This window comes from Arsukibacterium sp. MJ3, assembly GCF_000987765.1.
Taxonomy (GTDB): domain Bacteria; phylum Pseudomonadota; class Gammaproteobacteria; order Enterobacterales; family Alteromonadaceae; genus Alishewanella.
In genome coordinates, this window is record NZ_LAHP01000001.1 from 51,093 (window position 1) to 64,172 (window position 13,080).

Sequence of the window (13,080 nt, forward strand, 5' to 3'; positions counted from 1 at the left end):
GTATTAACTGGCTTGTGACTGCTTATTAGGCTCAGGCCAGTTTAACCCCGCTAGTTGTTTGCGGTTACACTGTAACAGGGTTTTTAATTGTTGCATTGCGTACTGATCTTCAGCAAACAATGCACGCTGATACAGAGTGTCTACGTCAGCTAACAGTAAAGCCTGTGCTGGATTATAGTTGCTAAGCTGTAATATAAAAGCACTATGTGATTGGCTAAGCGCTTTATATACCAGCATTTTTTGAAGATATCGCTGTAATAATAATACCGGTGCTGCAAGTTTTGCCGGGCGTTTTGTATAATAACGATACCACGTTAACAATAGCGCTATTAACACGACTATCCCGAGCAGGGCGATAAATTTACTGGCGGCTTTCAATTGTTGCCACAGATTACGTTGCTGACTGTCATCAAAACCCAATACCCAAACTGACCAATAATAGTCAAGATGTAAAAATTGCTGACTAATAAAATTGATTGCAGAAAACCGGCGCCAGTTAGCTTGTAATTGATTTTGCTCATCGGCAGATAACACCGCATCAAGTCCTGCCAATACGCGTTCTGGCGCAATGACCGCGGTAGGATCGAATCGCTGCCATCGATTTTGATCAAAATATTCTACCCAGGCATGGGCTTCACGTTGCCGAACTTCCAAATATTGTTGATCTTCATGCCAAACGCCGCCCTGATAGCCGCCAACCACCCGCGCAGCAATTCCCGCCTCACGTAAAATAACCGCAGTAGCTGAAGCGTAGTGACTGCAAAAGCCAGTGCGACTGTCAAACAAAAAGGCATCAACACTATTAGCGCCTAACCTGGGAGGATTGAGGCTGTAATAAAAAGGCTGTTGTCGAAATAAACTACTGATTTGCTCTATTATTTCAGGCGTTGAAGAACCGTTTGCTGCCCATTTCCTGGCCAGTGCTCTGGTTTGTGGGTTGGCATTTGCGGTGCGTAAATTAAGTTGTGTTTCATCGGCAGAGTCTGCTGGTACCTTATTCAGGGTGCTGGTAAGCCGATAACTTAAGCGTTGACTTACCGGTCGTCTGGCCTCTATCAAAGAAGCTGCTGTTGGCCGGATTTCGCTGGTCAGTTCCAGCGGTTCGCTCAGCGCAAACAAACTTCGCTGATTACTCACTTCGGCTATTATCTGATAGCTGACTTTTGTGCCGGCTTCATCGCTTGAGGTTGCTTGTTTAGTTAGCTGAGCACGCAGAAACCTTGGGTTTACTGTCCAGCTGCGACCATCAAAGTTTTCATACACTTTAGCACGCCAATACCATTCCTGACGTGGCGGTGGCAGAGTGTTAAAAACAACCCTAAATGCCAGCGCGTCGCTTTGTACCAGGTTCTCGATACTACCGGGGTCCAATGTGTCAGCCAAACCGGTTATGGCAGCCTGAGCGGTAGGGATCTGCCATAGCGGTTGTAACCGTGGAAATAATAGAAATAAAGTCAGCCACACCGGCATGGTGATTAATAATGCTTTCCCTATTTGTACCAGCTGAATGCGCTGGTTTTTGCTGGCATATAATTGATAATGGCAACAAAGCGTTAACAATAGCAATGTCATTATTAGCAGGCTGATCATTATGCTTTGATAAAAAATAAAGCAGCAGGCTAATAAAAAATACAGTACCCATAACAGTTGATGGCTATCTTTACGCTGGCGCACCAACACTAAACGACTGGCTGCAGACAGTAATAAAATTTGCAGCATAAGATGAAACACACCACTTTGCTTAATACTGACGAGTAACAGCAGCAAGATAAGTGCGGCGATAATGTTTACTCTTTTTAACTTGTTTACGGTATTACTGCTTTGCTGCAATGGCCAGCGGTAAAGCAATAACAATATGAGAATAGCGCTATACCAAAGTGGCAAGGCAGATTGCAGTAATGCAATAACTGACACCAAGATGACATTGAACGTTAAGATAGTTTGTCGGTTTAGCAGTATCAGCATAGCGCTAACTCGCGTAAACAGCGCTCAAGATGTTGTTGTCCACAGGAAGGATTTAAACGTTTGTTGTTAATGCGCAGACCATAAGGCTTATTGCGTTGTTCCAGTTGCAGCATCAAATAGCAGGCTTTAGACAGCGCCATTTCCAGTGCTGCGCCTGATACCGCAGGTATTATAATCCAGTCAGGTTCTGGCTGTGGAGTGCTTTGTGCATATTTTACCACTGGATTAGCCGGATCGCGGGCGAGTCGCTTCCACAGCATTAGCTTAAGGTTATCACCAGCCTGATAACCACGAATAGTATCGTATTCATCTGCCGCCTTATTTTTACTACCGCTGTCATCGCTACTGACATGCAGGGTCTCAATGGCCAACGGTTTAGGAAAAACCCAGTAATGATAGTCAAGATTTAACATACTTTTACAGTTGAATAAGCCAAAAGGAAAATAGCTGTGTAACGTAAGACGCGGCACTGGAAAGTAACCGCGGCTGTCGGTGACCAGTGGCACCATTGCTGCATTGTTTGCGTCGGTTATTGAGGTGGGTTGTTGCTTATTAATAAAGTAAAACTGTAATTGCTGACGCGGTTGGTCAGATTGTATTGTGACCGGTACCATTAAAGTTTCTTCGGCATAGGCACTGAGCACCGGGGCAACCGAGACGGTTAGGCCGTGTAAATTTCGCCAAGCCATCACCATGGCCAGTAATAGCACTGATAACAACATATAACTCATCAATAAAATAAGATTATTTTGATAATTAGTGCCAAGTAAGTACAGTATTACCAGTAATAATATATACCAAAGACCAAATCGACTGGGCAGGATATAAATGATTTTTTGACTCAGTTTCACTTGTCTGGCCTTTGGCTGGCGATTATCCAGCCAGCTATTAAGCCATTGACGAAGTTGTTGCCGCACTCTGCTCATAGCGGGCAAACTGTTTGCTCAAGTATAATGTGACTGAGGCTATGGCTGGCCGCACTGGATCGGGGGTCTAACCGGTGCTCTGCCACAGAGGGAAAGACCTGTTGTACATCGTCAGCGTTAGTGAAATCGCGGCCGGCCAGCAAGGCATGTGCTTTACTGGCTCGCAGCAGTGCTTTCGATGCACGCGGTGATAACGGCAGCATGTCATTGCGGTTTCTGCTGGCATCTACCAGGCTTAGTAAGTAATCAATGACGCCATCACTCACTGTAACGTTGGCAACGTTTTGCTGTAATTTTTGCAGCGTGTTGCTGTCTAATTGCTGCGTTAAAAACTGCAGTCTGGAACCTTTGGCGTCATCGACCAGCAACTGATGCTCTGCTGCGCGTTCCGGAAACCCTAATGATAGACGCATTAAAAAGCGATCTAGTTGCGATTCTGGCAAGGCAGAAGTACCGGCATGAAACAATGGATTCTGAGTGGCAATAACGAAAAAGGGTGCCGGTAGAGGTCGGGTTTCGCCGTCGGTACTAACCTGACGCTCCTCCATGGCTTCTAGCAACGCACTTTGGGTTTTGGGACTTGCCCGGTTAATTTCATCAGCCAGTAAAACTTGAGAAAACACTGGGCCAGGTTGAAAATGAAATTGTTGTGAACGGGCATCATAAATATTGATACCGGTTAAATCTGCTGGCAATAAATCGCTGGTAAACTGTACCCGTCGATAACTTAACCCAAGGCTATTTGCCAAGGCATGGGCGAGGGTAGTTTTACCCAGACCAGGCAAATCTTCTAATAATAAGTGTCCTTCAGCTAACAAGCAGCACAAGGCAAAACGTATTTGTTGTTGTTTGCCCAGAATAACCTGATTAAGACTTTGTTCGACCTGATGTAGTTGTGATAACACGTCATCTCCTTACTGCAGATATAGCAAAATAACGCATACGAGATAATTTGCTGAGATTGCCGGATCTAGTTCGAAAAGCATCAAACATACCGAGTTATCTATACTAACTGCTCTGGCAATGGGATCAACAAAAGAATAAGGCAGCCGCAGCTGCCTTATTGACGGATGACTTAGTAGGGTTAGAAAGTAACCAATAAATCAGCTGAACATAGGGTTGTGCCTTCCAGGCACAGACTATAGGTCGCCGAAGCGGCCATAGAATTAAACCGATCACGATGTTTACCGGTATTTTCTATAGTTCGTATAAACTGGCCATCTCGATATAAATCGAGACTATCCGTAGCGCCAGTCCAGCGTAAATCGACAATAGTAGAACCGGTACGTGCTCTGATTGCCCGATGTAAGGTGACAGTAATATCACTTTCTACCAGCGTAACGGACTGGGTTATCATTGCCGATAATCCGGTGCTGTCAGTAACAGTAAGGCTAACGCTGTAGCTACCTTCTGCTGCATAACTGTGGCTTGGGTTTTGTTCATCTGAAAGCACACCATCACCAAAGTCCCAGCTCCAGCTGTTGATATCGTTATCTGCATCTGTTGAACTGTCAGTAAAATCAACGTTTAAGCCTGAAGCAATATAGCTAAAGTCGGCAACCGGTGCCACAGGATCGGGATTAACAATATCACCGGCAAGCGCGGTAATTGTTAAATTCCAACTATTTAAAGTGCCAATATCGGCGCCGGCATTGTCTGAGACAGCAAGCGTCCAATCACCTTGCATTGCCTCTTCATTAAATGTTTCAACAGTCCAAGTATTAACAATATCGTCAGCACTGCCACCAGTACGGTTATGTAAGGTGTGCATCGTACCTTCAGGTGAGCGTAAGGTAACCAGCAGATCACCACGCCAGGTATGGCTAATATTGACGCCAACATCAGTACTAAATACCGTGCCTTCGTTTGGTACGTTTATAATGCTGGCAATACCTACCGGGGCATTATCAGGAATTGCTATCGGGGTGGTGTTTTCAAAACTGAAATCTGCCAAGCCTTGTGGTAATACATTTAAATTAGCCGAGATGTCTTTAATAATGCTTGCATCACTAGCACCTACCCCTGTTACGGTGAGCTGATAATCGCCCCAAGCAGTGCTTGCAGTGGTTGGCACGGTTACCGTTAAGGTATCCCCAGGTTGAGCGGTCATTGCCGACAAACTCACGCCCTCAATGCTGGGGTTAATGCTGACACTTAATTCAACATCGCCCATCCAGTCAGCGATATTGCCAACCACCAGGCTATATTCAGCATTGGCGCCTGCGACAATTTGCTGATTACCTGGCGACATTGACAGGCGGAAGCTTGGTGTTGGATCAGCTTCTGCCAATGCATTTACCAGATTTAATCGTTTACCTGAGACAGTTTTGCCTGCCAGTGATAATAGTTCGTCACCGCTGTCCATCAAAATAGCTTTCATCTCTAATGGCGTAATGTCTGGATTAATTGACCATAACAAAGCGGCAGCCCCGGCAACATGAGGCGATGCCATCGAGGTTCCGGAATAGGCAGCATAACCGTTACCCGGAATAGTAGATAAAATTGCCGATCCGGGCGCACCAAGGTCGACAGTTGTTGCACCAAAGTTTGATGCACCAGATGAAAATACCGATAAATTATCATTGCGATCCGTTGACGCTACTGAGACGATGACATCTAAATCGTAACCCGCCGGATACATTGGGCTGACATCTGCATCAGCACCATCGTTACCCGATGCAGCAATAAAAAGAATACCGGCATCACCAGCAGATTGGATAGCAGCTCTTAGGGTTCCAGAAAAGCCACCGCCCCCCCAAGAATTATTAGTTGCCTTGATATTGACACCATAATTCGTTTTAAGATCAGTGTAATAATCAATACATTCAATGGCGCCAGCGGTGCTGCCACCGGTTGGGCCTAAAAATTGGCATGGTAATAATGTAACATTCCAGCTTACCCCAACAATGCCAATCCCATTATCACCCGCAGCGCCAATAGTACCGGCAACGTGTGTACCATGGCTGTCACTGTCCATTGGATCATTTGCCGCATTTAACGTTGAGTAGCCATAAGGGTGGCCAGGATAACTGCCATCGTTTTCCCAGCGATTAGGAATTAAATCAGGATGGTTATAATCCATGCCTGAATCAATGACCCCGATAATTACCTCCCGACTGCCTGTTGTGGTGTTCCAGGCTTCAATGGCACTGATATCGGCACCTGCCGTACCGCCATTTTGACCAGTATTATTTAAACCCCACATCTCACCAAACCTTGGGTCGCCTGGTATGGCAAAAGGCGCAACCAGTGCTTTCACTAAGTAATTTGGCTCGGCTATTTCAATAGTCGGATTTAGGGTGAGTTGCTTAATTAAATAGTCTCGATTTACACCCTTGGGTACCTTGATTTTGGCAATACGGCCATCGGCAATATGACGCATTTTTATATCCCGGCCTTGCGCGTCCAGTTGGCGAAGACTGGCGCCACTGCGTTTAATGGTAGAAACCCGCTCTTGCTTCGATACACCGGGTTTAAACATCACCAGAATAGAATCATCTGCTTGTGTTGCTTTGGCGTTGGCAAAGGCAGTTCCTGAGGAAAGAGCAGCAGCAACCGCTAATGCTATAATTTTTTGCTTTGACATGTCAGTTCCCATTTTAATTATTTGTAATAAATATGCTTAATATTTCGCACCTATTAGCATTAGCATGCTTATTAACAATTTGCTTATAAGATTAATAAAATAATACAAATGGGCTAGTAAGTAAGTCTGGTCACTTGTTAACTATTCTGCCATTACGCGTTGTAAATAAAGCAATTAATCTTTTTTGTGCTCCAACAAAAGTAAAATAAAAATAAAACATTTGTCCTATTGTGGCTTTCTGATATGTCTTTAGTCTGGTTCTTGTAATAACAAATGAAGGAGTATTTGTGTGTAATGTAACTTTGAAGGCGATAGGGTTGTTAGCCACACTGGTAACAAGCGGTAGTGCGTTTGCAGATGTCTCGTTGCAATTAACTTCGTTGTTAGAGCGTCATGCCTTGGCTAACGGGGTTGATATTACTCAACTGGGTGATCTGAATGTTGCTGATGTAACACAAGGTGGTGATACTAATTACGCTGTGTTATTACAACAAGGTGTCCTTAACCAGGTTTTGCTGCAGCAATACGGCAGTGGTAATCAAGCTCAGATCCGCCAGTTTGGCAATAACAATACTGCTGATATTTTACAGCAAGGAGAAAGCAACCTTATCCAGTTAGAACAATGGGGAAACCGTGGTTTCTCTATTGAGCAAATTGGAAATGGTGCGGAAATCTCAATTATTCAATACTAATAAGAGACTCAGGGAGAACTACATGAACCTTATTAAACCACGTAAACATTTGTTGGGCTTAGCTGTCGCATTGTGTTTTGCGAGCAGCGCCTTGGCCGATAATGAAGCCTTTATATACCAAAGCTCTGACGCGGGTGCGCTAGAGGGGAACACGGCAGAAATTACCCAAACAAATACTGGCGGTAACGTAAACCTGGCAGTAATTGAACAAACGGGGTTGTTAAATTACAGCAGTATTTTACAAAACGGTTTATGGCTTGAAGGTTATAGCTTTAATACTGGTAATGATAACTCAGTTCGCTTGGAGCAGTTTGCCGACTGGCATATTGCCTATAGCGAGATTATCGGCGATGACAACATTGTCACCATTACCCAAGACGGCTTTTATAATCAAACTGAAGTTATTATCGAGGGTAATACTAATGATGCTGTAGTACTTCAACTCGGTGAAGTAAATGAAGCTTTTGCAACCTTTATTGGCGATGTGAATGTTGCTGAAATTGAACAAAATGGTAATGCCAACTGGACTAATGCTGGCTTTACGGGTAACGATAATATGTTTTTCAGTTTTCAGGAAGGTAACGACAACCAGGCGGGCATGTTTAACCTTTTTGGCAATGCAAACGAATTTGAAGCTGAGCAGTTTGGCGACCAAAATGTTGCGGGTGTTATTGGTTTAACCGGCGATAACAATGCGGTATATGTGCAGCAAGATGGTTTAGCTAATGCATTTATTGCGAGGAGTGTGTCTGGCAATAACAACGTTGTAGATATTAAACAAGACGGTTTTGACAATGTATTTTTGGTAGAGCCATTAGATGGCGATAACAATATGGTGCTGATTGACCAGACTGGCGATAGCAACCTGGTAGAAGCGCCAATTGGTCTGGTAGGAAACGATAACTTAATAGATATGCGCCAAGATGGCATTGAAAATTATGCACTGATTACCACCGATGGTGATGGCCATAATCTGACGCTCTACCAGAATGGCGAACTTAATAACGCTGAAATGAGCTTAAGTGGCGACAGTAATGACGGCGTAATCTATAGTTTTGGCAACGCCAATTATGCTGGTATTGTATTAGATGGCAGTACTAACCGTGCAGAAATTAATCAACTTGGTGATGATAATTTTGCTTTAATTGATGTAATTGGTGATGACAATGAAATATTGGTTGCTCAGAGTGGCGATTTAAATGAAATTCTGATTAACAGTGAAGTTGCTGTTTCAATGAATACCATTGATGTTGAGCAAAGCGGTGACTTAAACTTAGTTGATATGCTGGTTGAGGGGAGCCGTAACATTGCCGATATTCTGCAGCAAGGCGATGGTAACTGGGTGCTCGGCAACAATGGTTATTTTGCACTTTCGGGTGATAATGGCACGGTAGCTATTAACCAAATTGGCAACGATAACCTGGTACTAGGCGAGCAGTTCGGTAATGGCAATATTATGAATATTACCCAGCTAGGTGATTTTAATACCGCTATAGTGACGCAAAACTAACTTTAAGGGCGGCGCAAGCCGCCAGAGATGTATGAAAGTATTTTTTCTGCTCCTTTTTTTGCTGCTACCTGCCAAGGTAGCAGCAAATGACATCGAACTCAGCGGTTTAGTTATTGATCGCACTATCTCACGTTTTGGTAAAGATTTTATGTTTTACTATGCCGGTTATTGGCGCGATATGCCGGCAACTGAAGGCGTGTCTGTGGTTATTTATGAACAAGTTTATCCGCAAGCGGGGACTTTTCTCTGGGTTGAGCTAAACCAGCAGCGGGTTTATCAAACGTATTTTGGCCGGCGTTATAATGATGTCAAACAGATGGCTGAACAGGCTATTTTGCAAAGTATTAACGAACTGGCTAATATTCAGTCCAGTTTATTGTTGGGTGACCAGGAACAAGACATTTTCTAAAAGGGAATAATAATGAAGAAAATCGCAGTACTGTTATTATTGCTGGCAACCCATTGTGCCGGTGCTACTGAATTAGTGTACACCCCCATTAATCCCAGTTTTGGTGGTAATCCATTAAATGGCAATTTTTTGTTGCAAAAAGCACAAAGTCAGAATGATTATTCAGCAGAGCGTCCAACCTTATCATTTGTAGATAAATTTCAGGAAGCGCTGGAGCGTAACATCATTAATTCACTAACCCGACGTATAGCCGACGGCAACGTAGTTGATGGTGTGTATAACACGGGGGAATTTTTAGTGGAAATTACCACCGGTACTGATGGCAGTGTTATCGTCAACATTACTAACCTTGTTACAGGTGAAGTAACCATTATTACCATTCCTGTTATTGGGGGGTAGTGATGAAACTTATCATTATAACCGCCATATTACTGGCATTAGCCAGCTGTTCTCTGGTACCCAAACCAGAGCTCAATATTACACCAGCTAGTGTTGATAAGGTAAGCAGCACCATGTTGGCACTTCAACAGCAAGCAAAACCCCGGCAACAAATACCCGTGTCGGTTTATGCCTTTCGCGACCAAACGGGCCAGTATAAACCGCAAGCAAACGTCTCAAGCTTTTCTACTGCAGTAACCCAGGGCGCAACGTCTATGTTAACTCAGATTTTGCTGGATAGTGGCTGGTTTGCACCATTAGAGCGGGAAGGGCTGCAAAATTTGCTAACTGAGCGCAAGATTCACGGCTCAAATAAGAAGCTTAACGATTTACCCCCATTAAAAGAAGCGAGATTGGTATTTGAAGGCGGTATTATTGGCTATGAAACGAATTTAACAACGGGAGGGATAGGCGCTGAATATTTTGGTTTGGGATTATCAGAGCTGTATCGGGAAGATCAGGTTACTGTTTATTTGCGGGCAATAGATGTACATAGTGGCCAGGTATTATTATCAGTCTCTACCACTAAAAAAGTGTTTTCACAGGAACTTCGGGCTGGACTATTTCGATATGTGTCATTAAACAGGCTGGTTGAAATGGAAGGCGGGTACTCCACTAATGAACCGGTACAGTTTTGCGTAAAACAAGCCATGGAAAGTGCAGTTGTCGAATTAATTACTGTTGGTATAGCGCGTGGTTTTTGGCGATCGGACGATCAGGCTAGTCTGGCGAATGCCGGCTGACATTCTGATAGCAGGGTTGATTGTTGCAACCAACGCAATAGTTCAACCCGGTTTCTGGCCTGAATTTTCCGAAAAATTGCTGATAAATGCGCTTTAACGGTATGAGCACTAATATTTAAAACTTCAGCAATCTCTTTGTTACGAGCCCCTTCAGCCACTAAACCAATAATCCTTTTTTCTTGTTTAGTTAATTGCGCATTTGCGCTGCTGGTAGCATCGTAGTTTACCTTTTTAGGTTGGTTGATTAACAGGTCTACAACGTCAGACATGACGGTTCTGGAAAAGTATAACTGACCCGACATTAAGGTTTTTAATGCGGTAAGTACCCGATCTAACTGCTCGTCGCGGTAAATTAACCCCCTTAGCCCATTATGCACCGCAATAACAGGATCGATAAGTGCCCGTTCTGCCTGAAAGATAAAGGCTGGGCTGTGCTGCATCAGCAGTAATAACTCACTGGAAATACCTTTTTTTGTTAGATCATGACTGTTAAACTGGCACCCAATAATTACACCCGGTTTTATCGGTTGCTGCAAAAACTCTTCGCGGGTGTATTGCTGCACTTGTATGCCAACCGACTGAGCTAACATTGCGGTATTATGTAATTGTTTGCGTTCTGTCAGTATTACTAGCTTAGAAAACCGTTCCATTGTCTTCACCTCCAAACTTCTTTAGCCAAAATGTGCGGCTAAAATAACTTTTGGTATACTGTACCGCGCTGCGGCGAATTGCAACTATTGTTGGCCGGTAACGCCAAAATAGTGTTGTACAATTGCTGTATCTTGAAGGGGATACATTAAAGGATATTAGATGTCTGGTAAAAAAATTCTTGTGGTGTGTTTAGGAAATATTTGTCGCTCACCTACGGCACAAGCTGTATTACGACATAAAGCATTGTTACAAAACCGAGATATTACTATCGATTCTGCTGGCACCAGTGCCTCACACAAAGGAGCGCTACCCGATAGTCGCAGCATTCGTGCAGGTGCGGCCAGAGGCTACAATTTTAGCGGGTTGTATTCACGTCCGGTGTTCGAGCAGGATTTTGTTAACTTCGATTTAATTCTGGCTATGGACAAAAGTAATTTGGCAGAGCTACGGCGTCGCTGTCCTGCAGAACATCACCATAAGCTTGGTTTGTTTTTGCAACATCTTCCAGATTACCCGAAAATAAATGAAGTGCCCGATCCCTATTATAGTGGAAGCCAGGGCTTTGAATTAGTTTTAGATTTAATTGAACAAGCCAGTGAACAGCTACTTATTGCGTTAACGCGCTAGGCTGAAAATTTGAGCTGCTTAGACCAATAACCATTAGGCTATTGCTAAAAACTCTGAGACCGCCATTGAATTCATGTCCAGAAGTCTATAACTTTGCCAGTGTTTGATTAATTCATTTTTTTATAGGAAAACCATTGTGACTACCTGGACGCCAGATAGCTGGAGAGCTCTGCCTATTCAACAACAGCCGTCCTATCAGGACCAACCATTACTTAAGCAAGTTGAACAACAGCTGCATCGTTATCCACCACTGGTTTTTGCGCAGGAAACCCGGGATTTACACCGACAGTTAGGTCAGGTTGCTCAGGGACAGGGTTTTTTGCTGCAGGGCGGCGATTGCGCTGAGAGCTTTAATGACTTTAATGCCCCAAAAATCCGTGACACCTTTAAGGTGTTGTTACAAATGGCAGTAGTACTAACTTATGCCGGCGGCTTGCCGGTAGTCAAAGTTGCCCGGATGGCTGGCCAGTATGCCAAACCACGTTCCAGTGATCTGGAAACCATTGATGGCGTTTCTTTGCCCAGTTACCGTGGTGATATTGTTAATAGTTTTGAATTTACCGAAGCGGCCCGGCAGCCTGATCCAAATCGTTTGGTAACCGCTTATCATCATTCTGCTGCTACCTTAAATTTGTTACGGGCTTTTGCCCAAGGTGGCTTAGCTGATTTACATCAGGTCAGTAAGTGGAATATGGGTTTTGTTGAATCTAACCCGTTAAAAGATCGCTATCATAGTGTGGCACAACGTATTCAAGAAGCGCTGCGGTTTATGGAAATTTGCGGCATTACTGCTCAGAACTCGCCCTCTATCCGCGAAACCCAGCTCTATACTTCTCACGAAGCCTTACTGCTTAATTATGAAGAAGCATTGACCCGTCGAGATTCGCTGACGGGGGACTGGTATGATTGTTCAGCGCATATGGTATGGATTGGTGAGCGTACTAGGCAGTTAGATCATGCGCATCTTGAGTTTTTCAGGGGTATTCATAATCCGGTTGGTGTAAAAGTAGGCCCGGGTATGCAACCAGATGAATTAATTCGTCTGATTGATGCGCTAAATCCCGCGAATACGCCAGGTCGTTTAACGCTGATTACCCGGATGGGAGCAGATAAGTTAGCAGATAAACTACCGGCACTAGTGCGTAGGGTCAAAGCTGAAGGGCGGACAGTGGTCTGGAGCTCAGACCCAATGCACGGTAATACCGTCAAAGCCAGTAATGATTATAAAACCCGTGATTTTGAAGCTATTTTACGCGAAATTAGGAGCTTCTTTGCGGTACACAAGGCTGAAGGTACGCATGCCGGCGGTATTCATCTGGAGATGACCGGTGATCATGTTACCGAATGTACCGGTGGGGCTTATGGTTTAAGCGAGCATGATTTGGGTAAGCGCTATTTCACTCAATGTGATCCTCGCCTAAACGCCGATCAGGTTCTGGAGTTAGCTTTTTTAATTGCAGACACCCTGAGCGCTAGTCGCTGATAGCTGCACCCTGTTTTTTATTTTAACAATGTTAAAATTAATGGCCCGTT

General features: G+C 44.1%; 12 protein-coding genes. 7 read left to right on the forward strand and 5 right to left on the reverse strand.

The window, feature by feature from the left end; genetic code table 11:
- Window positions 1–3: 3 nt before the first annotated feature.
- The 4 genes from VT06_RS00235 to VT06_RS00250 all read right to left on the reverse strand — a co-directional run bounded on the left by VT06_RS00235 (window position 4) and on the right by VT06_RS00250 (window position 6,477).
- Complete coding sequence (locus VT06_RS00235; RefSeq protein ID WP_046552258.1) at window positions 4–1,965, reverse strand: DUF3488 and transglutaminase-like domain-containing protein; 1,962 nt, start codon at window positions 1,963–1,965, stop codon at window positions 4–6.
- Window positions 1,959–2,891 carry a DUF58 domain-containing protein gene (locus tag VT06_RS00240; protein WP_046552259.1) on the reverse strand — a complete coding sequence of 311 codons (933 nt, stop codon included), beginning with the start codon at window positions 2,889–2,891 and terminating at the stop codon, window positions 1,959–1,961. The genes VT06_RS00235 and VT06_RS00240 overlap by 7 nt, the downstream gene beginning before the upstream one ends.
- Window positions 2,888–3,796, reverse strand: a complete 909-nt coding sequence (locus VT06_RS00245) for a MoxR family ATPase (protein WP_046552260.1) — start codon at window positions 3,794–3,796, stop codon at window positions 2,888–2,890. The genes VT06_RS00240 and VT06_RS00245 overlap by 4 nt, the downstream gene beginning before the upstream one ends.
- A gap of 179 nt (window positions 3,797–3,975) precedes the next feature.
- Window positions 3,976–6,477, reverse strand: coding sequence for a S8 family serine peptidase (locus VT06_RS00250; protein WP_046552261.1), 2,502 nt, complete (start codon window positions 6,475–6,477; stop codon window positions 3,976–3,978).
- Window positions 6,478–6,764: 287 nt separating this feature from the next.
- Here VT06_RS00250 and VT06_RS00255 point away from each other — a divergent pair, with 287 nt between their 5' ends.
- From VT06_RS00255 to VT06_RS00275, 5 genes are read left to right on the forward strand one after another with little or no spacing between them, the layout of a single operon-like run.
- Window positions 6,765–7,169, forward strand: a complete 405-nt coding sequence (locus VT06_RS00255; protein ID WP_082122405.1) for a curlin subunit CsgB — start codon at window positions 6,765–6,767, stop codon at window positions 7,167–7,169.
- A 22-nt stretch (window positions 7,170–7,191) separates the two neighbouring features.
- Complete coding sequence (locus VT06_RS00260) at window positions 7,192–8,679, forward strand: hypothetical protein (protein ID WP_046552262.1); 1,488 nt, start codon at window positions 7,192–7,194, stop codon at window positions 8,677–8,679.
- A gap of 31 nt (window positions 8,680–8,710) precedes the next feature.
- Complete coding sequence (locus tag VT06_RS00265) at window positions 8,711–9,088, forward strand: curli production assembly/transport protein CsgE (RefSeq protein ID WP_046552263.1); 378 nt, start codon at window positions 8,711–8,713, stop codon at window positions 9,086–9,088.
- Between the two features lie 12 nt (window positions 9,089–9,100).
- Window positions 9,101–9,487, forward strand: coding sequence for a curli assembly protein CsgF (locus tag VT06_RS00270; protein ID WP_046552264.1), 387 nt, complete (start codon window positions 9,101–9,103; stop codon window positions 9,485–9,487).
- 2 nt (window positions 9,488–9,489) lie between these two features.
- Window positions 9,490–10,269, forward strand: a complete 780-nt coding sequence (locus VT06_RS00275) for a CsgG/HfaB family protein (RefSeq protein WP_046552265.1) — start codon at window positions 9,490–9,492, stop codon at window positions 10,267–10,269.
- Here the strand turns inward: VT06_RS00275 and VT06_RS00280 are convergent.
- On the reverse strand, window positions 10,242–10,919 hold the full coding sequence (locus tag VT06_RS00280) for a response regulator transcription factor (protein WP_046552266.1): 678 nt from the start codon (window positions 10,917–10,919) through the stop codon (window positions 10,242–10,244). The genes VT06_RS00275 and VT06_RS00280 overlap by 28 nt on opposite strands.
- A gap of 160 nt (window positions 10,920–11,079) precedes the next feature.
- Here VT06_RS00280 and VT06_RS00285 point away from each other — a divergent pair, with 160 nt between their 5' ends.
- Window positions 11,080–11,547 carry a low molecular weight protein-tyrosine-phosphatase gene (locus tag VT06_RS00285; RefSeq protein WP_046552267.1) on the forward strand — a complete coding sequence of 156 codons (468 nt, stop codon included), beginning with the start codon at window positions 11,080–11,082 and terminating at the stop codon, window positions 11,545–11,547.
- A 136-nt stretch (window positions 11,548–11,683) separates the two neighbouring features.
- Window positions 11,684–13,030, forward strand: a complete 1,347-nt coding sequence (locus VT06_RS00290; protein ID WP_046552268.1) for a class II 3-deoxy-7-phosphoheptulonate synthase — start codon at window positions 11,684–11,686, stop codon at window positions 13,028–13,030.
- The last annotated feature ends 50 nt before the right edge of the window (window positions 13,031–13,080 follow it).

Excerpts from the sequence above, each read along its gene's own strand:
- VT06_RS00275 (WP_046552265.1), top strand. The coding sequence starts at position 9,490 with ATGAAACTTATCATTATAACCGCCATATTACTGGCATTAGCCAGCTGT.
- VT06_RS00285 (WP_046552267.1), top strand. The coding sequence starts at position 11,080 with ATGTCTGGTAAAAAAATTCTTGTGGTGTGTTTAGGAAATATTTGTCGC.
- VT06_RS00265 (WP_046552263.1), top strand. The coding sequence starts at position 8,711 with ATGAAAGTATTTTTTCTGCTCCTTTTTTTGCTGCTACCTGCCAAGGTA.
- VT06_RS00280 (WP_046552266.1), bottom strand. The coding sequence starts at position 10,919 with ATGGAACGGTTTTCTAAGCTAGTAATACTGACAGAACGCAAACAATTA.
- VT06_RS00235 (WP_046552258.1), bottom strand. The coding sequence starts at position 1,965 with ATGCTGATACTGCTAAACCGACAAACTATCTTAACGTTCAATGTCATC.
- VT06_RS00260 (WP_046552262.1), top strand. The coding sequence starts at position 7,192 with ATGAACCTTATTAAACCACGTAAACATTTGTTGGGCTTAGCTGTCGCA.
- VT06_RS00240 (WP_046552259.1), bottom strand. The coding sequence starts at position 2,891 with ATGAGCAGAGTGCGGCAACAACTTCGTCAATGGCTTAATAGCTGGCTG.
- VT06_RS00250 (WP_046552261.1), bottom strand. The coding sequence starts at position 6,477 with ATGTCAAAGCAAAAAATTATAGCATTAGCGGTTGCTGCTGCTCTTTCC.
- VT06_RS00270 (WP_046552264.1), top strand. The coding sequence starts at position 9,101 with ATGAAGAAAATCGCAGTACTGTTATTATTGCTGGCAACCCATTGTGCC.